Origin of the sequence: Aminiphilus sp. (assembly GCF_029975095.1) — a bacterium.
In the GTDB taxonomy this organism is placed as follows: Bacteria; Synergistota; Synergistia; order Synergistales; family Aminiphilaceae; genus Aminiphilus.
In genome coordinates this window covers 1-25,916 of record NZ_JARKPW010000171.1, presented here as the reverse complement: position 1 = coordinate 25,916, position 25,916 = coordinate 1, and the positions used below count along the sequence as shown (strand labels likewise).

Sequence of the window (25,916 nt, the reverse complement as noted above, 5' to 3'; positions counted from 1 at the left end):
CTCCCTACGCCTCGCCCTTGTCCGAGAACTCCGCGTCCACCGTATCCCCCTGAGACTCGGCGGCACCCTGTTCCGGCGCCGCCTTCGCCGCGTCGCCCTGAGAGGTTTCCTGGGCATACAGCCGCTGCACCAGAGGGTGCACCTCCGCAGTGAGCGCACTCAGGGCTTTCCGGATCGCCTCGGGGTCGCTCTCCGAGGAGGCACGTTTGAGCGCCTCCAAGCCCGTCTGAATCTTGCCCTTCTCCTCGGGCGTCACTTTGTCGCCGAGGTCGCGGAGGAGTTTCTCCGTGTTGTACACGGTGCTGTCCGCTTCGTTTCTGGCTTCGGCAAGTTCCTTCTTTTTCTTGTCCGCATCCTCGTTGCTCTCGGCCTCGTTCTTCATCCGCTCGATCTCCGCCTCGGAGAGCCTGGAGGATTGGATGGTGATGTGCTGGCTCTTACTCGTGGCCTTATCCTTGGCGGTCACATTGAGGATGCCGTTCACGTCGATGTTGAAGGTCACCTCGATCTGGGGAATGCCCCTGGGCGCGGCGGGAATGCCGTCGAGGAAAAAGCGACCGAGGCTCACGTTGTCCGCGGCCATGGCGCGTTCGCCCTGCAGGACATGCACTTCCACCTGAGTCTGGTTGTCCCCGGCGGTGGTGAAGATCTGACTTTTGGAGGCAGGAATGGCCGTGTTCCTGTCGATGATTTTCGTAAAAACTCCACCCAGTGTCTCAAGCCCCAGCGAAAGGGGTGTCACATCCACGAGAACGATGTCCTTGTGCTCCCCCGCCAAAATCGCCGCCTGAATCGCGGCGCCCACGGCAACACATTCGTCGGGGTTGATTCCCTTCGTGGGGTCCTTGCCGAGGAGTTCTCGAATCTTCTTCTGCACCATGGGCATGCGCGTGGCCCCCCCCACGAGGAGCACCTTGTCGATCTCCTGCGCGGTGAGCCCCGCATCGGAGAGTGCTCTGCGGGTAGGCTCCACAACTCGCTCCAGAAGACCCGCGGTCATCTCCTCGAAACGAGCCCGGGTGAGCGTGAGTTCCAGGTGCTTTGGACCGTTCTGATCCGCCGTGATGAAGGGAAGAGAGACCGAGGTCTCGGGCATGGAGGACAGTTCCACCTTCGCTTTTTCGGCAGCCTCCCGAAGGCGCTGCATGGCCATCTTGTCCTTGCGGAGATCGATGCCGTCGCTTTTGCGGAACTCCTCCACCATCCAGTCCACGATCTTCATGTCCCAGTCGTCGCCGCCGAGGAGATTGTCCCCCGATGTGGCGAGGACTTCGAAGACGCCCTCTCCCACGTCGAGAACGGACACGTCGAAGGTACCGCCGCCGAGATCGAAAACCAGGAGTTTGTGCTCCCCCTCTTTGTTGGCACCGTAGGCAAGGGCTGCCGCCGTGGGCTCATTGATGATGCGGAGCACTTCGAGCCCGGCGATGGCACCGGCGTCCTTCGTCGCCTGGCGCTGCGCGTCCGTGAAATAGGCGGGAACGGTGATGACCGCCTTCGTGACGGGTTCGCCCAGATACTCCTCGGCGTCGCGCTTCATCTTCTGGAGAATCATGGAGGAGATCTCCTGCGGCGTGTAGTGCTTGTCATCGATGCGCACCTTGTGATCGGTACCCATTTTCCGCTTAATGGAGATCACCGTGCGCTCGGGGTTGACGATGGCCTGCCGCTTGGCAAGCTGTCCGACAAGCCGTTCCCCTTCTTTCGTGAACGCCACAACGGAAGGAGTGGTACGCATGCCCTCCGCATTGGCGATCACCGTGATGGCATCGCCTTCCTTAACTGCAATACAGCTGTTCGTGGTTCCCAGGTCTATTCCTACAACCTTTGCCATTTCGGATCACCTCGTCGTCCTTTGAAATGAACTTCCAAGAGAACGCAGCCGTTCCGGGCCGGCGTTCCCGTCTTTCTCGTTTTGCTCATGCACCCTCCGGAGCGGATTCCGCCTGGAGGCGCCCCACCCGGACCTGCGCAGCCCGCAGGACTTTTCCGCCGAGAATATACCCCATCTGGAGTTCCTGTACGATCTGTCCATCCATCGCAGGATCCTGCACGGGGACGAGCGCGACGGCTTCGTGCACGGCCGGGTCGAATGCACCGTCGCAGGGGATGGAGCTCACTCCCAATTCCTGGAGAGCGCCGAAAAACTGCTTCCGCACCATGGAAACACCTTTCAAAAGAGGGTCATCCGCCTGAGCGGCGGCAATCGCCCTGTCAAGATTGTCGAGCACCGGGACGAGAAGCAGGACCGCACGCTCCCCTGCAAGTTCCCGAAGGCGCGCCGCGTCACGTTCCACCCGTTGCCGAAAATTGTGGAAATCAGCGCGGAGCCGTGCACTTTCCTCGTTTTTCTCGGCAAGTTCCTTTTCCATCTCCTCCAGGACACTCTTTCGCGATTCCGCAAGGGCCTCCGCCTCATCGAGACGTCGCCGTAACACCTCCGCTTCTTCCTGCAGCCCAGCCACGCAGGCCGCCAATTCCGCCCTGGTGGGACCTCCGCCCCGCCTTCCGTGGACATCCGTTCCTTCTCTGGGCTTCCCTTCCCCCCGCTCCTCCCCGGGAGAACGACATTCCCGCAAAAGAGCCTCGTCGCGCATTTTCGCGTCAGTGAACATGCCGTTGTTCCTCCTCACTTCCATCGTCCTCGCGCAGTCCTTCGAGAACCGTTTCGAGCACGGCGATGGAGCTTTCGTAATTCATCCGCACCGGACCGATGAGACCGAGGATTGCCTTCCGCCCCCCCGCGTTTGCCGTGGCGAGAACCACCGAACAGTCGTGCATGCGCTCCTCAGGATTCTCCTCGCCGATGGTGACCGTAAGCGTTCCGTTCAGCGTGCAGTTATCCACAAGTTCCACGAGGGCCGACTCTTCTTCGAGAAGAGAAAATACCGCATGGAGTCGTCCCAGATCCTTGAAATCAGGCATTGCGAGCAAATGGTGAGCGCCTCCGCGGTAGAAACGAAAGGGTTGAACCGAGAGAAGCCCGTCCATCTCGGAAATGGCAGCGCGGCAGTTTCCTTCTTTTTCCCGAAGTTCGCTCATCACATACTGAAGAAGGTCGTTCCTGGCCTCGTTCCATGTCCGTCCCACCATGACCGCATTGATTCTCCGCGAAAGCGTTTCGAGTTCCTCCTGCCGAACTTCGCAAGGAAAGGCAATCATCTTGTGGTGCACGAGTCCTCCCTCGACGACGACGATGGCAAGTGCATGCGTACTGTCCATGCGCAAGAAATCCACACGGAGCAGACGAATCTCCTGAAAAGGCGCGAGGGTGGCGACGCTCACATATTGCGTCACTCTGGTCAGGAGTTGGGAAATGTATGCGAGAGCGCCCTCCACGTCGCGTCGTTGCTCCCGGAGGTCCGAGATCCACCGCTCCGCCTCGGGATGTGGTGCACGACGACGCTGAAGGATGGTGTCCACATACAGCCTGTAGGCTCTGGATGTGGGGATTCTTCCCGCCGACGTATGGGGTTGGACCAGATAACCCAGCTCCTCGAGATCGGACATTTCATTTCTGATCGTCGCCGCGCTCCGTCCCGTGAGATACTTTTTCGAAAGCGTTCGGGAACCGACAGGCTCTCCCGTCTGGATATAATCGTAGACGACAGCGAGGACAACCTCCAGTTGGCGTTCGGACAACATTTCCCCACCCCCCTTTCCATTGAACTGCTAGCACTCATTGGCGACGAGTGCCAATTCTCCATCGTCATCCGCACCGTAGCGTACCAACGCAACTCGGGATTGTCAAGACTGGTCAAACACTCTTGCAGAAAAACACACCGTTTCACATACTCTTTCGTGCCTCTCGATGAGCGAAGCCCTCCGTACTCACCCTTGTGGCGCCCCTCCGCCGGATCCCGTGATAGAATGCAGGAAACACTCGGAAGGATCCGCTCGCCGAGCGACAACGGATCGACCGGCAAAAAGGCGAATCATCCACGTATCCGTCATAATTCCACCAGGTTCGGGAGGCTGAACGCTCGTGAAAGAACAGAAAGGGCACACGACAATTATTCTGATCCGCCACGGAGAATGTGCCGGAAACCGGGAGGGGCTCTTCCGGGGAAGAAGGGATTTCCCTCTGAACGAAACGGGGCAGGCGCAGGCAAAAGCGCTTGCCCGGGAGATGATGTCCTTCGCTCCAAAGTACGTCTACACCAGCCCACTCTCTCGAGCGACGGAAACCGCCGAAGCCGTGGCTCACTCCTGCGGGGCTCTCGTGGACGTGCGGGAGGGGTTCAATAACATGGCTCTCGGACCGTGGGAGGGTGCCCCCAAGGAAACCATCCGCGAGAACTTTCCTGTCGAATGGGAATTGTGGCTGACAAACCCCGAACGCCTTCGTATCACCGGCGCGGAACGTCTTGCGGACGTCCAGAGGAGAGCCTTTTCCAACCTGGAACACCTGGTGCACCTGCACAAGGAAGACACCATCGCCGTCGTCACCCACAGGGCGGTCCTTAAACCACTTCTCGCCGCAGCGCTTGGAATCGCCGAGCCTTATTTCTGGAGGATTCATACGGATACCGCCTCGTACAGCATCCTCACCCACGACCCTCAGCGGGGATATTGCTGCACCCTGCTCAACCAAACCAGACATCTCGCGGAGTACATCTCCGAATGGGTGTGAGCGCGAACGCGTCATTGATGCATCCAAAGCCACCCGTCCCCCGTAAAAGCCCCGTTTCCGGCCCGATCGACCCTGTTCCGCGGTCCCTGGCGTTTTGGGTCGATGCTTCACGCTTGACCTTGCTCAGCGCACCGACTAAGATGAACCGGGCGCGCCGCTGCCCCTCATCTTTCGACAGAAATCCTGTCGCCCGGGAGTTTTGGCCATGATCCGTAGGACAGTAGTTTCGCGCTTCCGGCGCCGTTTTGTGCCGTGTTAGAGTGGGTCGTGTTTTTGGAAGCGACTGCGGGTAACCGTCTCGGCTCGCTGAGAAGCGCTCGAGATCTCCTGGTGGCCTCGGGTTTTGATATTCAAAAGACGAGCGGTGTCTACGAGGTAGACATCTCTGAAACACCCCGCCTTTTGGCGTTGGGTGTATGTCTTCTCGTAACCGCCCCGGAGGACGCAGAAGCGCGTTTTTCCGCTCTCGACCGGGCAGTCCGCAGTTTGCCCTGCGCCCCGAAATGTTCCGTTTTGGCCTCGTCGGACAGAGAAGGATTCTTGATCCATTTCGCCTCTGGAAAGGACTCTTTCCCACGTATCCCCTTCCTTGAGGTCCTTCCCGAATGGTTTCCGACAGCGGACGTTCCGGAACGAAGTCCCGGAAATCCCCCCGAACCGGAAGACTCCGTTTTCATCTCATTTCTCTGACGGCGACAAAAGCCTGCGATCCTTCAGGGGGTATGTCATGCAGCAGTGTATCCGTCGTTTCACCACGGCACTTCTCGTTTTTCTCGGGACATTCCTCTTCGCGTTTCCCGCATATGCCGCGGGAAGCACGACACGAGTTCTCTCAATTCCGGAGTATCCCTTCAGGATCGTCTTCACCGAGAAGGACGGACGCATTGTAAAAGCCTTTTTCCGAGCACCGGGCTACCTCAGGAGTCTTCCTGAGGTGGAAGGACTTCGTTATTCCGCCCAACATCTGACCGTGTGGCACGCAGATCTGGACTGGAGACGGGATGTCTTGTGGCGTTTGAGCTTTGTCGATCCGGAACACCAGGAGAAAGGACAGTTCCTGTGGTTCGGCGCGCTTTCCGGCGCCTCTCAATTCTGGCTCGTCGCGAGCCCCGCAGGAACAAGCCTGTGGGACAGCATTCCATTGAAAATCACGGCACCACTGGGAACGTCCCTCTACGTCTCTCCCTCCATTCCGGCCTATCAGGCCGCCGGCGAAGGCACGGAAGGCACATCCCTCTCCTTCATCTACACGATCTCACTTACCGAGAACGGCCCCTGTTTCGTCAACGTACCCGATGTGTACCAGCAACTCCTTCCCGTGACAACCCTCGTCGCATCTCATGAGACCGACAAAGGCAAACGGAAGGCCTATTCGCTTCTACTCCAGGATTTCGAGGCACTGGCAAAGAGCGAACAAGTCTCTTTGGAAAGCATCATGAACCTCTCCTGGAAGCAGCTTCTCACCGGACGATGGAATCCTTGAATCACACCTGCCCCTGCCCGATCCTGCAACGGGTAGGGGCACCCTGCTTCCATGTCGGTTGCGTTTGAACCGACAATCCAGGCCGTAAAAGACAAGAACTCACGCGTTTCGCTCGTTGCGTCTCCGACTCGGACGTCCGTTCTCCCGGGAAGTGCGTTTCGATGTTTCCGAGCCGCGGGAAACGTTTCTTTTCGATTCACCCGCCGCCATGCGCCCCCGATCCTGACGCCGCTCCCCACTTTCGGAAGGTCTCGGTCCGCTTTTTCGGATACCCCCTGACTCGAAACGACTGTGCTCTCCCGGGGCACGCTTCTCATTCTTCCGGGAAACCCCCTCCTCGTTCCGTCTCGTCCCTCTCGGTTTAAATTTAGAAGGACCACGGTTTTCTTTTCGCTCCGACAGACCGTTTCCCGAGTCGGCATGAGGCGCACGCGAAGAAACACCCTTCCGCGGGGGCCTCTCCGCACCGCTTCGCTCTTTTGCAAAGCCCTCGCTCTCGCGGGTCTGCTTTCCGAATCGGGACGAAGGCCTTTCTTCCCGTGCCTCTTTTTCAACGGAAGACGTTCCTCCGGATCGCCCGCCCGGACGATTCCGCTGGGAGAACCGACCGGACATCCCCGACCTTTCCCGCTCCGCCTTTCCGAATTTGCCCGATTCACCGCGGAAACGTCCCTCACTCGCATGTCTTTCGCCTTTTCCGGACGTCTCTTCCGTACTCCGCCGCCTCCCCTGCGATGTTTCAACGGAACCCTGCACTTCCCGCCATCCCGGGCGCCGATCTCCCACGCCATCAAGGGGAACACGGAGAGCACCACCGTACCGTTTCACGGGTGGAACCTCGCGGGAAGTCCCTGCCGGAGGCGGAGTGCTTTCCCGGCTTCGCAGCTGGCCACATGCACCGCGGACGTCTCCTCCGCGTTCACGGCGCAGTTCCGCATTGACTCCCCAAGCGCGCAGGTGATCCCTGAAACGCTCCGCCCGCTCGCGAGGAGGGCGTTCGAAATTGCCCGCTCCGGCATTGTAGGGAATGAGGTTCACATAGGCCTTGAGATCACCGATCCACGCCGCCAGCTCCTCCGCGTGGGAGGGAGAATCGTTCACGTCCCGGAGCAACATGTATTCGAGAGTGATGCGATCCCCTAAAACTCGTTGATAACGGAGCAATGCCTTTCGCAGCGATGCAAGGGGATACTTCCGGTTCAGCGGCATCAGGCGGGAACGAAGGGAATCGTTCGCCGCATGGAGAGACACGGAGAGTCCGACTCCGAGCGATTCCGCCGCAAGGGCGTCGATACCCGGAACAACACCGGCGGTGGAAATGGTGATGTGCCGCTGCCCCAGTCCTCGCATATGAGGGTCCCGGAGCATGCGAACACTTCGAAATACCTGCTCTGCGTTGAGAAGCGGCTCACCCATGCCCATGTACACCACGTTTTGAATCGGCCCTTTCTGGTGTGCCTCGATGGCAAGAAACTGGGCGAGCATTTCTCCTGCGGAAAGGTTCCGCACGAATCCTCCCTGGCCGGTAACACAAAAGGTACAGGCCAAAGGACATCCCACCTGGGAGGAAAGGCAGGCCGTAGTGTGTTGAGGATGCCGAAGAAAGACCGACTCGATCCGCTCTCCATCCTCAAGCTGCCACAGATATTTCAGGGTCCCGTCAAGAGGGGACATCTCCGCTTTTTCCAGCGCGGGCATGGTGAAACGAACGAGGGCATTCAGCTTTCCCCGCAATTCTTTCGAGAGATTCGTCATTCCCTCAAAGGTGAACACACGCTTTTTGTAGATCCAGTCGCAAATTTGCCCCGCCCGATAGTCGGGCTCGCCCATTTCGTCCCGCAGGAGCGAAACCCATTCCTCGAAATCCAGTTCCAGGGCATGCAGACGGTCCATAACGCACTCCTCCCTCATTTTCGACGAAAGAAGGACCCTCTGGGGGTCCCTCTTCCATCCGCTGTCGTTCCGCGTTTCGAAAGATTCTTCCCGTATCAGGGTTTTTGCGCCAGAGGCGATGAAGCAGCACGAACCCCCGAAGGTGCCTGCAAAAGCTCCGGATACAACGGAAACGCCTCGCTCAGTTCCTTAATCTCTTTCCGGGCGGCGAGCCGCGACGTTGCATCTTCGGGGGCGGAAAGCACCTTGTCGATGATCTCCGCGATCCGTTCCATCTCCGCCTCACCCATACCACGAGTAGTCACCGCAGCCGTTCCGAGACGAACGCCACTCGTCACGAAGGGTTTTTCCTTATCGAAGGGGATCATGTTCTTGTTCACCGTGATGCCTGCATCTTCCAAAAGCTTCTCCGCATCCTTTCCCGTGACATTCCGGGAACCTTTGACATCTACGAGGATGAGGTGATTGTCGGTTCCGCCGGAGACGATACGGAACCCTCGCTCGGCGAGAGCGGCGCAAAGCTTCTTCGCGTTTGCCACGACAGAGGCCGCATACGTTCGAAATTCGTCGGTGGCTGCCATTTTGAAGCAAAGGGCTTTCGCAGCAATGGCGTGCATGAAAGGACCGCCCTGCGTCCCCGGAAAGACGGAACGATCCAGCTCTTGAGCGTATTTTGTCTTACAGAGAATGAGCGCTCCCCGGGGCCCCCTGAGCGTCTTGTGGGTCGTCGTGGTGACGAAATCCGCGTGGGGCACCGGACTCGGATGGACTCGTCCCGCGACAAGACCTGCGATGTGAGCCATGTCAACCAGAAAGACCGCTCCGACTTCGGCGGCAATGGCTGCAAAGCGGGCAAAATCGATGAAACGGGGATAGGCACTCGCTCCAGCGACGATCACCCGAGGGCGATGCTCCTTCGCGAGACGTTCCACCGCTTCGTAGTCGATGGTCTCCGTCTCCGGCGTCACGCCATATCCGACGATACGATAGAGCTTCCCCGTGAAGTTCAACGGGTGACCATGAGACAGATGTCCACCCTGGTCCAGACTCATAGCCAACATGGTGTCTCCAGGGGCCATGAAGGTGAAAAAGGCGGACATGTTCGCCTGTGTCCCCGAATGGGGTTGCACGTTCGCATGTTCGGCGCCGAAGAGATCACAGGCCCGGCGTATGGCCACCTCTTCGACGGTTTCCACGAACTCGCAGCCGCCGTAATATTTCTTGTGCGGATACCCTTCTGCATATTTGTTCGTCAGTATCGATCCCTGGGCTTCGAGGATCGCCAACGGAACAAAATTCTCCGACGCAATGAGCTCGATACCATCCCGCTGTCGAGCGAATTCCGATGACACCAGACCATAAATCTCAGGGTCCAGCTCCGCCATACCGGCTCTCATGAACCACTCCACGTCGTTCCCTCCCTCATGTTTCCCGACATTTTTTCGGTCCGATTTCTCCCCTTAAATCATACCCTAAAATGAACCAAAGGGAGTAGATCAGGACAGTCTTCTCCGAAAACACACGCGCCTCGAAACATCCCTCCGGAGAACCCGAAGAACTGAGAGCACGAAGACGAAAATCGCCCTTCGTGAGCGCTTCCCCACAAAAAAAGAGCTCCGGCTGGAATCGCCGAAGCTCCTTGTGTACCAAGTGGTGGAGCTGAGGGGAATTGAACCCCTGACCTCTTCCATGCCAAGGAAGCGCGCTCCCGCTGCGCCACAGCCCCACTCGCAGAACGAAGCACATTATAGGGAGCCTGAGGAATTCTGTCAACCGGCACTTGCTTTGAAAAACCGCCGGGCCAACGCCGAGAAAGAAAACGTCTCGCCAGACCCGGATCACCCCTCTCACCTCTCCCCGGGAGGGAAAAGACACGCTATACTCGCAGCAGGAACGATTTTCTTTTTGAATGGGGGCAAGGATCATGACACGGCGACAGACGCGGAAAACCGTGTACTTCTTTTTTCTTGCGCTGACCGGTGTTTTTCTTTCCCCGACATGCTGTGTCGCAATCACGAGAGGTGACGTGGTACAGATTGTCGTGGATGCCTTGGGGCTCCCCCTCTGGGGAGGGAAAGAACGTTTCGCCGATGTCCCCTCTACTCACCCCCGGGCGAAGGCCATCGAAACAGCGTCGGCCTTGGGTATTCTTTTACCGGGGGACCGATTCCACCCCGACATCGAAGCGACACGAGCGGAAGCGCTGGGCTTCGCCTTTCTTGCCATGGGGTGGCGCCGGGAGGGTGAACTCGTCCGCACTTTCGCCACCGATCTCGACGCCGAACTTCCTCCGCACTTTGCCGCCTTCATCAAGATCGGCCGCTCCATGACCGTTCCTCCACCGGAGGAGTTCCTTTCCGAAGCAAAGAAAAACTGTTCTCCCGGCGACGCGGACCGTCTCGCCGCATGGCTCCGGGAGTGCAAACGCCGTCGCGTCATCTGGGAAGAGACCTTCCCCGGAGAAACGGGGGATCTTGTCGTGCATCGGGAAAACGTGGGGACACCTCCCGGCGCGTGGACTGTTGCCGTGGAAGAGTTTCCGGAAAAAAACGCCGCCGAGGCGTGCGCCAGAGAGCTTCGTTCCGCAGGCCACACCGTTCTGATCGTGGAGAACGCCTCGTCCTGGTCGGTTAGGACCGGTCCCTACAACCATTATCTTCAGGCATGGAAGGCCGCCGTCTCCCTGCCGAAACGATTCAATCCCACGGTGATCCCCCACGGCGGCAGCGCAAGCAATGCCCTGTTCTGGGCAGCCATCGTCGGATCTCCGGAACGTCTCGCCCCTCGCATTGTTCCGGCTTCGCTTCTCGGGGGAAAACGACTCCCCCTTTCGCGCCTCGCCGATGGTTTCGGCGGTGAGGGCGGCATCAACGGAGGCTATTTCGACGGCGCCGTTCCCATAGGGAGCCTCTTCGTGGAAGGCGTCCCCGTCGCACTTGCCCACGGAAACAGGTCCGCCGTGGGATGGAACCGTTCCGGTGATGTGCACTTCGGCAACGGGGCCTACCGGGCATGGGTCCTCGCGGGAACACAGTCTCTTCCAGTGAGCAAGCTCAACGGCGAGGTGCCGCCGGAAAGTGCCGGTCTTTTCACGACACCTTCAGGCGCTTTCGTGAAAATCGGGGACGGGCTGAAGATCCACGTGCGAAACGGAGTCATGACGTGGCGTTCCTTCGCCCAGGGAATGCACCCCGTTCCGGGGGACGGTTTTCTTCTTGTGGTGCGGGGGGAACTTCAAAAACGCATGATGGAGTTTCCTCTCCAAACACCGACAGAACTCCAGATCACATGGCAGGATGGTACGATGGGGAGAATGGAGTTCGTCCTCCAGGCCGGACCACTGTTGCTCCATGATGGGCAACCGTCCCTCGGCAATGAAGGGCTTTCTCCCTCTCTCACCGCGCTCCGCCATCCCAGAACCCTCGTGGGTTACGACGGCAAACGCATGTGGTGGATGGTCGTGGATGGAAGAAACTCCTGGAGAAGCACCGGAGTAACTCTCGAAGAGGCAAAACGCCTGGCTGCCGCCGCCGGTCTGACCCACGCGTTGAATCTGGACGGAGGCGGCTCAAGCACCCTCTGGTGGCGGGGTAAGCTCATCAACACGCCTTCGGATGGACAGGAACGTTCTCTGCCTTACGCTGTGGTCCTTGGATCGGACATGCCCTATCACTAGGACAGGGTGTTCACTTCCACCGCCGGGCAGTATGTCGAAAGGATATTCCGAATTGCGCCTTCCTGGTCACGATCGAAGAGAACCTTGATGCCCGTTACACTCTCCCTGCGCTCAAAGAAACACATCATCTGGTTTCTCCGGAACGCCAATGTGACATGGGCCACATCCTTCCAGGCGAGAACCTGGGAATTGCTTCCCATCCAGGATGTGCTTTCCCGTACAAGCCCCTCGGGAGAGAGGAAAATCCTCTTTCTAAAACCGCTGAAATAAAGAAGCGCTCCACCTACGATAAGGTAGGGGAAAAAACGATTGAATCCCGTTTCCAGTGTGGCGCTGAGATAGAGACGCAACCCGTCGGCGAGCAGAAAAAGCCCGACCGCGAAGGAAACCACACGCATCCATCTGGGGTGTTGCCCCGTCTTCGAAAGACAGAGAATTTCCATTCCATCCACACCTCCGGCGAAACGACAGGGAGGAGCGAACGTGCTTCGCTCCTCCCACTTTTCGATCTGTCCGCCCGGTTCCGTTATGACGCGGTTTTCTCTCCCTCTTTTTTCCAGAACACACCGATGCCCATATAGGTCATGGCGATCGCCACGAGGGGATTGATGTAGTTCAGGAACGCATAGGGAGCGTACTCGAGGGTGGGAACGCCAAGCACCCCGCTGTTGTAGGCACCGCAGGTATTCCACGGAATGAGGACCGACACGAGGGTCCCCGCATCCTCCAGGGAACGGGAGAGCATACGCGGATGCAGTCCTTTTTCCTCGAAGGCTGTCTTGAACATCCGTCCCGGCATGACGATGGAAAGATACTGGTCACCAAGGAAGAGGTTCGAGATGAAACAGGAGACGATGACGGAGGTAACCAATCCCCCCACACTCTTGACACTCTTCAGGATGGCGTGGAGAAGAACCTCGAGGAAACCGCAACGTTCCATGATGCCACCGAAGGAGAGCGCCGCGAGAATGAGGGAGATGGTCCACATCATGGAATCCAGCCCACCCCGGGTGAGCAGCTCCGAGAGCATGGTCCCCGCATCTTTGACGAGATCCGGCGCTGTCCCCGCTATGCCGTGATCCGCCATGAGCTGCGCCACCGCGTCGAGAGCCTCCGTTCCGGCGATTTCCGCAGAGAGCGTCGCTTCGTAACCATAGTGCAGCGCACCGACGATGTCGGCAAGACCGAATCCCTGAGAGAGAGACATGCCGCAGGCAAAGATGATGCCGGCGAAGAGGCCCGGAAGAGCGGGAATCTTGGCGACGGCCATACCGATAACGATGAGAGGCGGAACGAGACCGAGAAGACTGATGGAGAACTCGCTCTTCATGACCGCCTGGATGGCGTCGATCTTGCCCGCATCGAGACTTCCACCTGCATATTTCATGCCGAGGAAGACGGTGATGACCGTGACGATGAGGTAAGTGGGACCGGTGGTCCAGATCATGGCCCGGATGTGACTGAACAAGTCCGTTCCGGCGACTGCGGGTGCGAGATTGGTCGTATCCGAAAGAGGAGACATTTTGTCCCCGAAATAAGCACCGGAGATAACCACGCCGGCAGTAAGAGGGGCGGGAATGCCAAGTCCTGCGCCGACTCCCATGAGGGCGATACCCACGGTGCCGGACGTTCCCCAGGAGGTTCCAGTGGCAAGACTTACCACGGAACAGATGAGCAGCGTAGCGAAGAGAAAGATTTTCGGAGAGAGGATGTCGAGCCCGTAATAAATGAGGCTCGGTACAACGCCGCTTTGAATCCAGGAACCGATGACGAGACCCACCATCATGAGGATCACAATTGCCTGAAGGGCCATGGTGATACCCTGAAGCATTCCTTCTTCAATGGTCTTCCAGGGATATTTGAGCCCGAAGCAGCCCCAGAGAGCGACGAGAACACCGGACGTGATGATGGGAATATGCGCATCCACACCGAGCTTCAGAACACCGTAACTGATGATGCCCGCACAAACGAGAAGAATGATCAGTGCTTCTGCAAACGTGGGTTTGCGACCTTCCTGAGATTTCATTGGAGCAGATTCCCCCTTCCGTCTCAAGAACTACACCCAAAGAACGCCCGTCTTTCCGTTTCTTTTCAACTTCACCCCCACCCCGAAGACCACCTCCATTCCGTCTTTTCTGACATTTCAATCAAAAGTATACGCGGTTCTTCGAACCTGTCCAGCAATTTCTGGTTCCATTTCATACTTATGTCTTTACTTAAGTACAAAAAAGGGAGCCTTTTCGGCTCCCCGACTTATTTTTCACCGTGCTGGAACATTGCCTAAGTCCATAAGCACCATCTCATCCATGGAAATATCCGCCTTCAGGCGAACACGTTCCATTTCTCTCTGAAGATAGATGTCCCGGAGATCCTGTCGCACTCGATCCCCCGCTTCCTCGAAAGAGAGACGGCGCCCTTCCCTTCGCTGGAGAAGACGAAAAACCACATATCCTTCTTCGGTGGGAATCGGTCCACCGGTTGTTCCAGGAGAGGCACGAAAAATCTCTTCGACGACACCCTGCGGCAACGCATCCCTTCGGAGCCAGTCGGTGTCTACACAGCGCACTCCACCAGCATTTTCTTCACCTCGCGGAAGAGGCGGAAGCGGCTCACCGAGGAGATCCAGGAGCATCCGTTTCGCCCTGTTTTCGTCGGGAACGACACACCAGCGGAGTCGCACGGCCTCTTCGTCCGCATAACGCTCCGCGTGCGCTTCGTACTGGGCTCGGAGCGCCGCTTCGGAGAAATCCCACTCTTTCTGGAGTTCCGCAAGATACGCCTGACCGAGAATACCGATGGCATTCCACTTGAGGAACACCGCCACATCGGGACGCAAACGCAACCCCCGGAGTGTCGCCTCCCGGGCCAACAAAAACCAGTCCGCGAGACTTTCGATGTACGTCCTTCGTTCTTCCGCGGACATGCGAGAGAGAAGAACTCCCGCGAGGGCATCGCTTCCCTCGGTGTACTGACGGAGAAGGGAAAGGACCTCCTCTTCCTCAATGGCCTCGTCCCCGATCACGGCAACGGTCCGACCCCATGCCATCCCTGCGAAGACAAGACACCCGACCAACAGGACGAATCCCAACGACAGCCGAACCTTTCCCCCCACGCGAGTTCCCCCTTCTGCTTCGGACATGAAGCAAGGCCGCTTCCGGAAACAGGCGGAAACGAACTGTGCCGCGGTCATGCTAACAGAACTCGGAAGAAAAGTCACGGCATTCCCATCCTTTCCGCGAACCGGACCGCCTCCCGCTCCGTGTCACCTCCGGAGTTCCGCCGCCTCCTGATCCGAAGGGAAAAACACGTCGTTTTCCTCTCCGAAGGAAAAATGAAGTTCCTTTTCGTGAATGTGTATGGAGATCTCGCTTCCGCGCCCGATCCGTCCCTCCAGGAGTAAGTCCGCCAAGTGATCCTCCACCATGCGCTGAATGGTTCTGCGCAGAGGGCGAGCGCCGAACTTGGGGTCGAATCCCTTTTCCAGGAGGAGAGACTTCGCCTCTTCGGAAACGGTGAGCGCCACACCCTGTTCTCTGAGCCGGCTGTGGAGATCCTGGAGCATGATTCCCACGATCTGCAGGAGCTCCTCCTTCTCGAGGGGGCGAAAGACCACCATCTCGTCCACGCGATTGAGGAATTCGGGCCGGAAGGTTCGTTTCACCGCATCGAGAATCTGCCCTCGGGTTCGAGTCCAGTCCGCAGCAGCCTCCATGTCCGGAGCGGCAAAACCGAGCCCTTTCCCTTTGACGACGTTTTCGGCGCCCACATTGCTGGTCATGATGACCACAGCGTTACGAAAATCCACGCTGTGTCCCTGACCATCCGTGAGCCGTCCGTCCTCCATGATCTGGAGCAGAATGTTGAACACGTCGTGATGCGCCTTTTCGATCTCGTCGAAGAGGACCACCGAATAGGGACGACGCCGGATGGCCTCGCTGAGCTTGCCCCCTTCCTCGAAACCCACGTATCCGGGGGGAGCTCCGATGAGTTTCGCCACCTCGTGACGTTCCATGAACTCGCTCATGTCGAGGCGGATCATGGCATCCTCGCTGCCGAAGAGGAATTCCGCCAAAGCCCGGGCCAGTTCGGTCTTTCCCACTCCCGTGGGGCCGAGAAAAAGAAAACTGCCTACGGGACGCCGTGGATCCTTCAGACCGCTCCGAGCCCTGCGGATCGCCCGTGCAATGGCACTCACGGCCTCGCTCTGGTTGATGAGACGTCGGTGGATTTCTTCCTCCATGCGGAGCAGCCGGGCCGCCTCTTCCTCGGTCATCTGCACGACGGGGATTCCCGTCCACTCCGAGACGATCTGGGCGATCTCGTTTGCATCGACCACGGGCTCCTCCTGGTTTCGGGAGACCTGCCAGTTCTTCCGGGCGGTCTCGAGTTCTTCCGAGAGCATCCGCTCCTCGTCCCGCAGCCGGGCAGCCTTTTCGAATTCCTGGCCGACCACGGCGGCTTCCTTTTCTTTTCGGATCGTTTCAAAACGGCGCTCCAGTTCTTTGATCGCCTCGGGAGCTTCCATGGTCTTCAGACGCGCCTTCGCCGCAGCTTCGTCGATGCAGTCGATGGCCTTGTCTGGAAGAAACCGATCCGTGATGTACCGTGCGGAGAGCCTGGCCGCCGCCTCGATGGCCCCATCGGTGATCTTCGCCCGATGATGTGCCTCGTAGCGATCCCGAAGTCCCTTGAGGATGGCGATGGCATCCTCAAGACCGGGCTCGTCGACGAGAACCGACTGGAAACGGCGTTCCAGGGCGGCATCCTTCTCGATGTGCTTTCGATATTCGTTGAGCGTCGTAGCACCGATGACCTGAAATTCCCCCCGGGCGAGACTCGGCTTGAGGATGTTCGCCGCATCCACCGCACCTTCCGCCCCTCCCGCACCGACGAGGGTGTGCACCTCGTCGATGAAGAGGATCACATCCTTGACCTCCCGGAGTTCCTTCACGAGCTTGCGCATGCGCTCCTCGAACTCTCCCCGATACTTCGTTCCCGCCACCAGGTTGGCCACGTTGAGGAGAACCACGCGTTTGTCCCGCAGCACTTCGGGAACGTCTCCGGAGGCGATCTTCTGGGCAAGCCCCTCCACGATGGCGGTCTTGCCCACTCCGGGATCGCCTATGAGAACGGGGTTGTTCTTCGTCCGGCGTGAGAGGATCTGGATAACCCGTCGAATCTCCTTGCTTCTGCCGATGACTGGATCAAGTTCACCACGGACGGCCATTTCGCTGAGATCGATCCCCAACTGATCGAGCGTAGGCGCCTTCGAGCGGCCGCGTTTCTGGCCGGTCGTCTGCCCCTCGCCGCCCCCCTCCTGGACCGTGTCGTTTCCGGAAACGGCACCGATCACCTCCTGCTGGAGCTTCGTGAGATCGGCTCCCATGCTCGTCAGAACCTGGGCGGCAATCCCCTCGCCTTCGGAGATGAGTCCCAAAAGAATGTGCTCGGTTCCGACATAGTTCACGCCCATGTTCCGGGCCTCACGCATGGCGAGGTCAAGCACCCTCTTCCCCCGAGGGCTCAGCGGCAGATCCACCGGCCTGTTTTTGGGAATGCCTCTCCCCACTACGTCCTCGATGCGTCTACGCACCTCATCGAGTTCAACTCCGAAAGCGTGCAGCACCTGGGCCGCGACTCCTTCTCCCTCCACAAGCAATCCGAGCAGAACATGTTCCGTACCGATGACGTCATGCCCCATGCTCAGTGCCTCGCGGTGGGCCAATTGCACAACCTTTTTCCCACGTTCCGTGAAGAACTGCCACATGGATGGTTTCCTCCTCTGTCCCCGCAATGGCTGCACTTCCTGCGCCATATTCCGCAACCGAACGGTCACTTCGATCCGGGGAACGCTTCCCGCAGACATGTCCAGGATAAACTCCGGGAGCAATTCACCCTCGACCATACGCCGGACGCACTCCCTACAAAAATGATGCTCCCGGACTTCCTTCCCCCGCACTTCGCGGAGATGGATTTCCGCCTCGTTTCCGCCGCAATGTTCGCACAACACAGGACAACTCTCCCCACTTTCAGGCCAAAACGAGACCTCGGATCATCCGCTTGAGTAGTTCCGCCTGCATCACGTCGCGCTTGTAGGGGGACACATCAAAAGGGGTTCGACAAATTTCGTCGAGGTAACGAAGTGAAACTTCGATAAGAAGCCGTTCTCTTGGGGTGAGGAGACCGCGCTCCTGAAGGCTTGTGAGCAACCTTCGGGCGTCCTGCTCGCCGATGGCGTTTCCCACGAGATCGTCCAGATGGGAGATGCGCTCTTCCGCGTTTGCGAAACGGATCTTCATGATGCGGATGTACCCGTGTCCGCCTCTCTGACTCTCCACAAGGTATCCTCGCTCCGGCGTGAACCGGCTGGCGAGAACATAATTGATCTGGCTGGGAACACAACCGAAACGTTCCGCCAGCTCTTTCCGCCTCAAGGACAACTGATGCTCCTGGGCTTCCTCGAACAATTCCCGGATGTAGCTTTCGATGTCGCGCGTCAGACTCGACACAGGAGGCCCTCCTTTGACCATTATTGATTCCGGGCCATTATATCCATATGGTCAAAATACGTCAAGAAACAGCGCCCTCTGCCGGCGCTTCGCTTCCCTCATGCTCAAGGCTTACGCCCCACCTTGTTCTCCGTTCCTGCAAGGAGTCTGCCGATGTTGGCGCGATGGCGGAAGACCGTAAGGAGTCCCAGGGCACCTCCGAGAAACATCGTCGCTGGAGATGTGCCGAAAAGAAACCGTGCTGTTTCGGGGGAGAGCGTTCCTGCCCGGACAAGGGCACTTCCGGCGGCATCAACGAGCCACATGGTCAGAGGCATGGTACAGAGGGAGACCATGGACGCCACGGAGACATACCCGGTTCCTTTCATGAGTGCGAACCAAAGAGCGCCTCCTGCGGGCGCGGCAACAGGGGTGAGAAAGAACACCACGCCGAAGGACGTGGCGACCCCCTTACCTCCCTTGAACCCGAGCCAGACGGGAAAGTTGTGCCCACACACGCCGCAGAAGGCGATGCCCGCAAGCAACCAGGGATCGTGCACTCCTGCGAAACGGGCGGCGACGACGGCCACACCGCCTTTGACCATGTCCAGAAGAGCCACGGCGACAGCCCAGGATTTCCCGAGAACGCGCCCTACATTGGTGGCCCCTATATTTCCGGAGCCGTACGTCCGTATGTCCACTCCCTTCACCATGCGCACCACGAGAAGCCCCGTGGGAACAGATCCGCAGAAGTACCCCGCCAGGAGCCACATCGGATTCATGATATCCCTCCTCTCCGAAGCACCAGCGCATCCGCCGCAACGACGCCCTCCCCCTCCACGCGCACGAAGACCGGATTTACATCAAGTTCGAGGAGATCGGGCTCCGCACAGGCGAACTCGGAGACGATTCGGAGAAGGCTTGCCAGCGCAGCGATATCACGCTTTTTCTGCCCCCTCGCTCCCGCGAGGAGTGGGTAGCCCTTGAGCTGCTCGATCATGTTCAGCGCGGTGGCCTCGTCCACCGGAGCCTTCCGGAGCACGAGATCCCTGAGCACCTCCACGTAGATTCCACCGAGTCCCACCGCAACGATAGGCCCGAAAAGGGGGTCCCGCTTCACGCCCACGAGACATTCGAGCCCCTCCTCGACCATTTCCTGTACGAGGACACCCTGGATGTGTGCATGGGGCGCAAAGGTGCGTGCACGCTCCAGGAGCCTTCCGTAGGCATTCCGGAGTTCTTCCTCGCTGTGTAGATGAAGGGCGACCACCCCGGCTTCGGTTTTGTGAAGAATATCGCCTGACATGACCTTGAGCGCAACGGGATACCCCATGGTTTCCGCGGCATCTCTGGCTTCGCTCAGGGACGCGCAGAGCACCTCTCTCGTGATGGGAACCCCGTAGGTTTTCAGGAGCCTCTTGGCATCGTACTCGGTGAGCGTTCCGGAGAACGAGGGCAGGAGAGGCAAGGGGCATGCGCTTTCTCCTGCCCCGTCAGGATTATTCTCCAGGAAAATCTTTCCCGGCACGGTACTTTCCCATTTGGCCAACGCAGCCAGGGAACGAACGCATTCCCGGGGACTCTGAAAGAGTGGAACACCCTGTTCGCGGAGAAACTCCCGGAAGGGGCCACCGTGCGCCTCGTCGATGAGCCAGCAGCACGCGAGAGGTTTGGTGCTCTTTCTCCAGGCTTCTGCGAGGCTTCGGGCCATGCTCCATCCTGCCTCGCCCGTGATCATGGAGTGCACGGAGACGACCATGTCCACCTCCGGGGAATCGAGGACGGCCCGCAGACATTTTGGGAATCCCTCGGGATCGTTGATGACCTGAGCTGTCATGTCCACAGGATTGAGCGAGGAGCCGAAGGGGGGGATGTGGCGTCGCACCTCCTCTTGGGTCGTTCCGGAGAGAGGGGGTACGACAAGCCCCATGTCGTCGCAGCGATCCGCAGTAACGATTCCGGCGCCTCCGGAGGTAGTGAGAATGGCCACCCTGTTTCCATTCGGGCGCTGGGGCGCGTTGAAAGCGAGCCCCAGATTCACGATATCCTCTGCGTCCTCCATGGAAATGATGCTGTATTGCCGAAACACCGCGTCCCATACCGCATCGTCCCCGGTCAGCGCCGCCGTGTGGCTCCGCACCGCAGCCCTGGACGAAGGACTTTTTCCCACCTTGAGAACCCCCACGGGAACGTGCCGCTCGTGCGCTTCCCGGATCATGCGAAGGAAGCGCTCGCCATCGTTCACTCCCTCCAGATACATGAGGAGCAGTCGCACCTCGGGATCCTGCAGGACATAGCACCCCACGTCGATGGCGTCGAGATCGGCCTGATTTCCCGTTGTGACCACGTAACGGAACCGGACACCTCGGTCATTCCCCATGGCAAAAGTTGCGAAGCCGAAGGCCCCGCTTTGGGAAACGTAGGCCACATGCCCCGGGAGTATGCACCCGCCTTCCAAAGATGCAGAAAAGGAAAGAGGAACCCTGGACACGAGATTCACCATGCCCTGACAGTTCGGTCCCAGGATACGCACTCCGCCCTCACGGGCGATGGCAAGGATCCGCTCCTGAGCACCACGGTCCTCGCTTTCGGCGAATCCGGAACTGAAAATGACGGCGAAGGGAACACGCCGTGCGGCACAACTTTCCATCACCGAGGGAACCAGCGACGCCCGGACTCCGACAAGCACCACATCCGGGGTCTCCGGAAGAGAGGCCACATCGGGGTAGCATGGGTACTCCGCCACCGTTCGATATTTCGGATTGACAGGGAAAACATGCCCGGGAAAACCGAACTCTCTCAGAAGTTTGAGGGGTCTTCCCGAAATGGTGTCCGACGCGGGAGACGCCCCGACCACAGCCACGGAACGCGGAACGAAGAGTTTTTCGAGTTGCGGCATAGTCTCTCTCATATTCGCACCTCGCCTGTACAGTTCAATTGTGCCGAGACACCATTCGCACCGCCAACGCACGTCGCCAGAGCGCAGGGATCGCACAGCGCGTTATGCCCATCACCCAGTCGGCGGAGCCTCCTCCCTTTGCCATCACGCTCTCGTCCCGTATCAGTTCGCGGCAATCGACGGGACACGCACTTCCCCGGGCAAGAACAAAAGGAAAGGGAACCTCGCTCCCCGAAGGAAGCAGCGCAAGAACGAGACTGTCCGGACGCTCCGTCACCAAACGCTTCACGGGCGCAGTGGCGAGATCCCTTGGAAGTGCGGGAACAGTGGCATGACAGAAGGGAATTCCCTGAAGCGGCTCCTCTTCCCAGGGAAAATCCAGATAGGGTTTGACTTTGTCGAGCACCTTCGCCAAAGTTCCCCGTTCCTCCTGGACTCTGTCATACACCTTCTCAATTTCACCGACAGGACAACCGATCCGACGGGAGAGTCTCCGAAGAACCTTTCCGCACTCGGCCAGTCTGGACTCTCCGTGAACGGTGAAGGTAAACTCCCATTCGGGCACACTTCCTCCGTATCCGGTGACAAAGAGCCGCCCCACCTGATCCGTGCGCTCCACGTGCGTACCCGAACAGGCAATGACGTCCACATCAGGGATGGAGACGACCCGGATACGATCATCCTCCAGCCGATCCCAGTTCGCCTTGAGTCTCGGAAGAGAACGGGCCTCCTCCCTCGTCAGTTCGGAAATTTCGACGGCAAGTCCCGACGCGACAAGCCCATTCGCCCGTTCCTCCGCCGCAAAGAGCATCTCCCAGTCCACAATCCCGTCGTAGCGCACATAGACGGTGGACTCTTCCTCACCGATGGCGACTTTGTAGATTTGAAGCCCCTCCCGGGAATCCTCGAGCACTCTGGAAAGGAGATGTTCCCCCGTGTGCATTCTCGAAAGGAGATGCCGTCGCTCCATGTCGATTTCGGTTTCAACGGACATTCCTTCCCGCGGGATTCCCGCTTCGACACACACAGGGGCGACGAGAAGTCCGTTCTCGCGGTGGCAATCGACAACGCGAGCGAGAAAATCCTCCCCCCGAAGCGCCCCGGAATCTCCCGGCTGTCCGCCTCCGGAAGGTCGAAACGGGGCTCCTTCGAGGACAAGAACTGCTTTCTCCTTGCGTATCTCACGCACCGCAATAACACGTGCGGTTTTTCCGGAAGTCGCCGGGTTTCCGCGCTCCATAAAAACCCCTCCCCACATTCGGACGATTCGTAAAAAAAAACGAGGGAGAGAAGATTCTCACCCTCGATATACACCTTTGCGTTCCTCCTCCCGGAGGCAGGTTACTCTGCGCCTTTGATCCGATCCGTAGCACCCTTGATACCGAGCTGCACGAGGTCTTTCTTCTGCAGCACATCCCATTTGGCGTTGAGAACCAAAAGGAAGAACAAGGAATAGGTATCGATTCTCCATTGAGGGATTTCTTTCTCGAAGGAACGAAAAATCGTGCGCAGGTGTTGCCGTCCGATTCCGCCGTCTTCCATCTCTCCCAGAAAGGCTTCAAAATCCTCCATGGAAGCGATGTCCGCCGCCGAAAGGATCGCGACGAGGTTTTCCAGACTTTTTCCCTCGTATTCCTCGGAGCGCGCACTTACCGGATAACCGATTTCCGCAGCGGCGGCAGTCCATTCCCGAAGCTTCTGCGCATGGGTCTCAAAATAAAGCCGAAGCGTCTGTACGGAAATTCCATCCCCTCCGGAACGACTCTGCGTGAACCGGGGAGAAGCTCCGGTACCGTGGGACGTTTCTCCCCCCACCCCTCCGGAAGGTTTCGGCCCTTTGGGAGGCTGGGACAGGCCTGCGCCTCCCGAATCGGGAGGAAGAGGTCCCTGGCGAACGAAATCCCACACGGAGAGAAAACCTTCGTCGGCCTCTTCGAGAAGGGCACTCATGCGGAGCAGTTTACGTTTCAGCAGGCTCTTCGATTGAACGACCTCATCGTAAGGAAGTTTTTTCGTGATGGCAGACCAGGCATTCTGGAGAATCGTCCGGATCTGGATCTCCGCCTTCATCTCTCCGTAACGGCGCCATTCCCGCAGTGTCGCCCGATGCGGAGCGAGGGACACCGCATAGTGAATCGATCGGTATCCGTAGGCATCGGGATCCTGGAGGGCATCGTAGGGAACGGAGAAGTCCTTGTGGACGGTGAATTCCTCCTCCACCATGCGAGCGATCTTCTCCAGGTCCTCCGCGAAATACAAGACCACCCGGACACCGGAGAGGTCGTACATTTCGTTGACGGGATCCCGAAAAGACGCCGAAGGGTTCGCAATGCGCTGCATGAATCTCTCGATGCTCTTGGTTCGGCTCTCCACATGAAACAGTTCGATCCCCACCTGTTCCAGGAGATCCTGTACAAGATGCTCCAATCGCTCGGTAAAACCCTGGTAGAGGCTGTGCTCTCGAATATAGAGATCTTTCCATTCCTCGACGCTTCGGACATCCATGCACGAATCACCACCCGTGATCGAGTTTGGCCCTCCATTCCTCCATGACCCCACGCACACCCCACCAAGAGGTAAGTGTACCCAAAAATGCGCGCACCATCAACTGGGCGTAAATATCCGCCGGCGCCCGCGAAACCTCGAAAGAAGTTTGCTTCAGCGGGACAGTCCGGAAAGAGCGCGCTTCGCCTGGTCATTTTCGGGGTCGAAGAGAAGAGCGTTTTTGTATGCTTCCAGCGCCAGAGCTTTCTGTCCCTTTCGGAGTGCCGCGTGCCCCAGAAGGGTATAGGCGGTGCTGTCGAAAGGATCGATTCTCAGCGCTTCCTCAAGTTGTTCCATCGCGGAATCGACCATGCCCCTGCGAAGAAGGGCGTGCCCGAGGAGGACACGGGAAAATCCGTCTTCCCGCGTAACTCCGACGACGGGAGCAATACGGTTCGCGGGGTTCGCTCTCCCGCGCCCCACATACGAAGAAGCCACCGCGGCGTTTCCGTAGAGCGCTCTCATTTGCGGAGCAAGGCGAATGGCCCGCTGCAGCATCTCCGAAAAAGGTTCCTCGGGAAGACTTTCCCGAGGCAAGGAGAGGTGCCAGAGACCGGAGGATCCGGCAGAAGAGACGCCCGCTCCCGCCGGGGACGGAAGCCAGAAGGGAATTCCCTGAGGGAGGGGCTCCCCCCCTTCCATCATCATCGCATTTTCTCCGAGGGAAGATCCGCTCGACTCCCACAGGGTCCCCATCTCCCGATATTCCATCGGGCGAGCGGCTTCAGGCTGACGCAGAGAACTCTCGAAAGCGCGAAGCGCTTGGTCGAATTCCCCCCTACGGAAACGGAGATATCCCTCGTTCTCCAGGAGAACCACATTCTCCGGCGCCTTGTTTCGAGCCGAAAGCAGAACCTGCAACGCCTCGTCATACCGCCCGAGTTTAGCATAGGACCACGCGAGGCTGTTCAGCACGTCCGTCCGTTCCGGGCTTTTCCGAAGCACGTAGGAATATTCCCCCGCGGCCTCTCCATACATACCAAGATCACTCAACGCCTCGGCGAAGCGAAAGCGGAGATCCGGCTCTTCCGGAACCAGCAACACCGCCTCTCGCAACTGAACAGCTCCCTCGTACGCCCGTCCGGAAGCGACGAGGTTTTTCCCCTTTTCGGCCAACACCGCCGCTTCTCTTCGCTTCCGCTGAGCTTCGAGACGAGAGCGCACTCCGGAGAGAAGCCGCCGGGCTTCGGTATCTCTGTCGGGAGCCGTTCGGATCGCCTCGACAAGAATGTTCTCCGCCTCCTGCAGTAAACCGGAAGCAGCGAGCACCCTTCCCAGCCCGGTCAAAATCTCCCCGTGCTCAATGCCGGATTCCGTCCCGGCCTCTCTCGAAAGAGCAAGAGCAGCTCGATAGGTCTTCACTGCATCCCGGGAACGACCCTGGCGTTCTTCCTCTCCGGCTTTCCGGAGCAACTGTTCCACCCGTCGCTTCCTTTCGGCCTTTTCCAGAGCTTTCCGAGCCGTCTCCACGCGCCGGGCTATCTCCCGATCTCCCGGCGCGGATTTCAGTGCCCGTTCATACGCATGTAAAGCCTCCGCCTCTTTTCCAGCGGCAGAGAACAACTCCCCCTGGCGGACGAAAAGAAGCGGGTCCGAGCGCCCTTCCGCGACCTCTCCGTAAAGGGTGGCCGCTTGAAGGTTCTCCCCGGCGGCAGCCAAGGCATCGGCTCGCCCGAGCTTCTCCCGGAGAACCAGCTCTTTCTTCTGTGCCTCTTCCGATGCGCTTCTCGCGGTCAGACATCGTTCAAGTGCCGCCCTTGCCTCCATGTCACCCGAAGAAAGAGAGAGCAGCTCTTCATAGACACGAACAGCCTCGTCCAGCCTCCCCAGAGCCGCATAGGAATCCCCCAGTCCCCTCAGAGAGGGAAGATGTCCAGCATCAAGAGCGAGAGCCCGGCGAAACGCCACAGAAGCTTCCTCGTGTCTGCCCTGATCCTGTAGTGACTTTCCCTCTGCCAGAAGTGCCTTCGTCTCTTCGGTGACGTGGCGTTCCCGCTCCAGGGAAACCAAACGCTCCTCCTCTTTTCGAGCCTCATCCAAGGCGGAAAGCAGTCGGGAATCATCGGGGTTCAAAGCCAATGCCCGTTCGTAAAGGACGACGGCCTTCGCCGGTTCCTCCGAACGACGGTACACATCTGCGAGCATAGCGAGAATCGCGAGATCCTCCTGATCGGTTTCGAGCGTTTTTTCCAGAACGCTTTTCGCCTCCTCGTCGCGCCCCAGACGCAAAAGCGCGGCACCCAATCCCTTCTGCGCATCGGGAAGAACCGCAACCCTGGAGAGAGCTTTCTCGAAAGCAT

18 protein-coding genes and 1 tRNA gene are annotated in these 25,916 nt (G+C 58.7%); 3 read left to right on the top strand and 16 right to left on the bottom strand.

What is annotated here, in order from left to right:
* Positions 1–4: 4 nt before the first annotated feature.
* The 3 genes from dnaK to hrcA form a co-directional block, all read right to left on the bottom strand.
* A complete protein-coding gene (gene dnaK / locus Q1K49_RS10635; RefSeq protein WP_300525869.1) occupies positions 5–1,834 on the bottom strand; it encodes a molecular chaperone DnaK in 1,830 nt (609 codons plus the stop codon).
* An 85-nt stretch (positions 1,835–1,919) separates the two neighbouring features.
* A complete protein-coding gene (locus tag Q1K49_RS10630) occupies positions 1,920–2,615 on the bottom strand; it encodes a nucleotide exchange factor GrpE (protein ID WP_300525868.1) in 696 nt (231 codons plus the stop codon).
* Positions 2,605–3,645 carry a heat-inducible transcriptional repressor HrcA gene (hrcA, locus tag Q1K49_RS10625; RefSeq protein ID WP_300525867.1) on the bottom strand — a complete coding sequence of 347 codons (1,041 nt, stop codon included), beginning with the start codon at positions 3,643–3,645 and terminating at the stop codon, positions 2,605–2,607. The genes Q1K49_RS10630 and hrcA overlap by 11 nt, the downstream gene beginning before the upstream one ends.
* Positions 3,646–3,985: 340 nt before the next feature.
* Here hrcA and Q1K49_RS10620 point away from each other — a divergent pair, with 340 nt between their 5' ends.
* Positions 3,986–4,633 carry a histidine phosphatase family protein gene (locus Q1K49_RS10620; protein WP_300525865.1) on the top strand — a complete coding sequence of 216 codons (648 nt, stop codon included), beginning with the start codon at positions 3,986–3,988 and terminating at the stop codon, positions 4,631–4,633.
* Between the two features lie 727 nt (positions 4,634–5,360).
* Positions 5,361–6,116, top strand: a complete 756-nt coding sequence (locus Q1K49_RS10615; RefSeq protein ID WP_300525863.1) for a hypothetical protein — start codon at positions 5,361–5,363, stop codon at positions 6,114–6,116.
* Positions 6,117–6,215: 99 nt separating this feature from the next.
* Here the strand turns inward: Q1K49_RS10615 and rlmN are convergent, their stop codons facing one another.
* From rlmN to Q1K49_RS10600, 3 genes are all read right to left on the bottom strand, one after another.
* Positions 6,216–8,009 (bottom strand): 23S rRNA (adenine(2503)-C(2))-methyltransferase RlmN, encoded by a 1,794-nt coding sequence (gene rlmN, locus Q1K49_RS10610; protein ID WP_300525861.1) that lies wholly within the window; start codon positions 8,007–8,009, stop codon positions 6,216–6,218.
* A gap of 95 nt (positions 8,010–8,104) precedes the next feature.
* On the bottom strand, positions 8,105–9,394 hold the full coding sequence (gene glyA, locus Q1K49_RS10605; protein ID WP_300525922.1) for a serine hydroxymethyltransferase: 1,290 nt from the start codon (positions 9,392–9,394) through the stop codon (positions 8,105–8,107).
* A gap of 266 nt (positions 9,395–9,660) precedes the next feature.
* A tRNA-Ala gene (locus tag Q1K49_RS10600) sits at positions 9,661–9,735 on the bottom strand.
* 198 nt (positions 9,736–9,933) lie between these two features.
* Here Q1K49_RS10600 and Q1K49_RS10595 point away from each other — a divergent pair.
* Positions 9,934–11,685 (top strand): phosphodiester glycosidase family protein, encoded by a 1,752-nt coding sequence (locus Q1K49_RS10595; RefSeq protein WP_300525859.1) that lies wholly within the window; start codon positions 9,934–9,936, stop codon positions 11,683–11,685.
* Here the strand turns inward: Q1K49_RS10595 and Q1K49_RS10590 are convergent.
* From Q1K49_RS10590 to Q1K49_RS10545, 10 genes are all read right to left on the bottom strand, one after another.
* Positions 11,682–12,128 carry a hypothetical protein gene (locus tag Q1K49_RS10590; RefSeq protein WP_300525857.1) on the bottom strand — a complete coding sequence of 149 codons (447 nt, stop codon included), beginning with the start codon at positions 12,126–12,128 and terminating at the stop codon, positions 11,682–11,684. The two genes, Q1K49_RS10595 and Q1K49_RS10590, sit on opposite strands and share 4 nt — an antisense overlap.
* 83 nt (positions 12,129–12,211) lie before the next feature.
* Positions 12,212–13,711 carry a Na+/H+ antiporter NhaC gene (gene nhaC, locus Q1K49_RS10585; protein WP_300525855.1) on the bottom strand — a complete coding sequence of 500 codons (1,500 nt, stop codon included), beginning with the start codon at positions 13,709–13,711 and terminating at the stop codon, positions 12,212–12,214.
* A gap of 234 nt (positions 13,712–13,945) precedes the next feature.
* Positions 13,946–14,797, bottom strand: a complete 852-nt coding sequence (locus Q1K49_RS10580; RefSeq protein ID WP_300525853.1) for a peptidylprolyl isomerase — start codon at positions 14,795–14,797, stop codon at positions 13,946–13,948.
* Positions 14,798–14,947: 150 nt separating this feature from the next.
* Complete coding sequence (locus tag Q1K49_RS10575; protein WP_300525920.1) at positions 14,948–17,452, bottom strand: ATP-dependent Clp protease ATP-binding subunit; 2,505 nt, start codon at positions 17,450–17,452, stop codon at positions 14,948–14,950.
* 262 nt (positions 17,453–17,714) lie between these two features.
* Entirely contained in the window at positions 17,715–18,194 is a 480-nt protein-coding gene (locus tag Q1K49_RS10570) for a CtsR family transcriptional regulator (RefSeq protein ID WP_213693997.1), read from the bottom strand.
* 104 nt (positions 18,195–18,298) lie between these two features.
* Positions 18,299–18,955, bottom strand: coding sequence for a glycerol-3-phosphate 1-O-acyltransferase PlsY (gene plsY, locus Q1K49_RS10565; protein WP_300525850.1), 657 nt, complete (start codon positions 18,953–18,955; stop codon positions 18,299–18,301).
* Positions 18,952–21,084, bottom strand: coding sequence for an acetate--CoA ligase family protein (locus Q1K49_RS10560; protein WP_300525848.1), 2,133 nt, complete (start codon positions 21,082–21,084; stop codon positions 18,952–18,954). Before Q1K49_RS10560 ends, plsY begins: the two co-directional genes overlap by 4 nt.
* A gap of 22 nt (positions 21,085–21,106) precedes the next feature.
* Positions 21,107–22,312, bottom strand: a complete 1,206-nt coding sequence (locus tag Q1K49_RS10555; RefSeq protein WP_300525846.1) for an alanyl-tRNA editing protein — start codon at positions 22,310–22,312, stop codon at positions 21,107–21,109.
* A 101-nt stretch (positions 22,313–22,413) separates the two neighbouring features.
* The gene (locus tag Q1K49_RS10550; RefSeq protein ID WP_300525844.1) at positions 22,414–23,577 is read right to left on the bottom strand and encodes a RelA/SpoT domain-containing protein; all 1,164 of its coding nucleotides are present in this window, start codon (positions 23,575–23,577) and stop codon (positions 22,414–22,416) included.
* A gap of 153 nt (positions 23,578–23,730) precedes the next feature.
* The coding region (locus Q1K49_RS10545) for a tetratricopeptide repeat protein (protein ID WP_300525842.1) at positions 23,731–25,916 on the bottom strand (2,186 nt) is incomplete at its 5' end.

Excerpts from the sequence above, each read along its gene's own strand:
- dnaK (WP_300525869.1), bottom strand. The coding sequence starts at position 1,834 with ATGGCAAAGGTTGTAGGAATAGACCTGGGAACCACGAACAGCTGTATT.
- Q1K49_RS10630 (WP_300525868.1), bottom strand. The coding sequence starts at position 2,615 with ATGTTCACTGACGCGAAAATGCGCGACGAGGCTCTTTTGCGGGAATGT.
- hrcA (WP_300525867.1), bottom strand. The coding sequence starts at position 3,645 with ATGTTGTCCGAACGCCAACTGGAGGTTGTCCTCGCTGTCGTCTACGAT.
- Q1K49_RS10615 (WP_300525863.1), top strand. The coding sequence starts at position 5,361 with ATGCAGCAGTGTATCCGTCGTTTCACCACGGCACTTCTCGTTTTTCTC.
- rlmN (WP_300525861.1), bottom strand. The coding sequence starts at position 8,009 with ATGGACCGTCTGCATGCCCTGGAACTGGATTTCGAGGAATGGGTTTCG.
- glyA (WP_300525922.1), bottom strand. The coding sequence starts at position 9,394 with ATGGCGGAGCTGGACCCTGAGATTTATGGTCTGGTGTCATCGGAATTC.
- Q1K49_RS10595 (WP_300525859.1), top strand. The coding sequence starts at position 9,934 with ATGACACGGCGACAGACGCGGAAAACCGTGTACTTCTTTTTTCTTGCG.
- Q1K49_RS10590 (WP_300525857.1), bottom strand. The coding sequence starts at position 12,128 with ATGGAAATTCTCTGTCTTTCGAAGACGGGGCAACACCCCAGATGGATG.
- nhaC (WP_300525855.1), bottom strand. The coding sequence starts at position 13,711 with ATGAAATCTCAGGAAGGTCGCAAACCCACGTTTGCAGAAGCACTGATC.
- Q1K49_RS10575 (WP_300525920.1), bottom strand. The coding sequence starts at position 17,452 with ATGTGGCAGTTCTTCACGGAACGTGGGAAAAAGGTTGTGCAATTGGCC.
- plsY (WP_300525850.1), bottom strand. The coding sequence starts at position 18,955 with ATGAATCCGATGTGGCTCCTGGCGGGGTACTTCTGCGGATCTGTTCCC.
- Q1K49_RS10560 (WP_300525848.1), bottom strand. The coding sequence starts at position 21,084 with ATGAGAGAGACTATGCCGCAACTCGAAAAACTCTTCGTTCCGCGTTCC.
- Q1K49_RS10555 (WP_300525846.1), bottom strand. The coding sequence starts at position 22,312 with ATGGAGCGCGGAAACCCGGCGACTTCCGGAAAAACCGCACGTGTTATT.
- Q1K49_RS10550 (WP_300525844.1), bottom strand. The coding sequence starts at position 23,577 with ATGGATGTCCGAAGCGTCGAGGAATGGAAAGATCTCTATATTCGAGAG.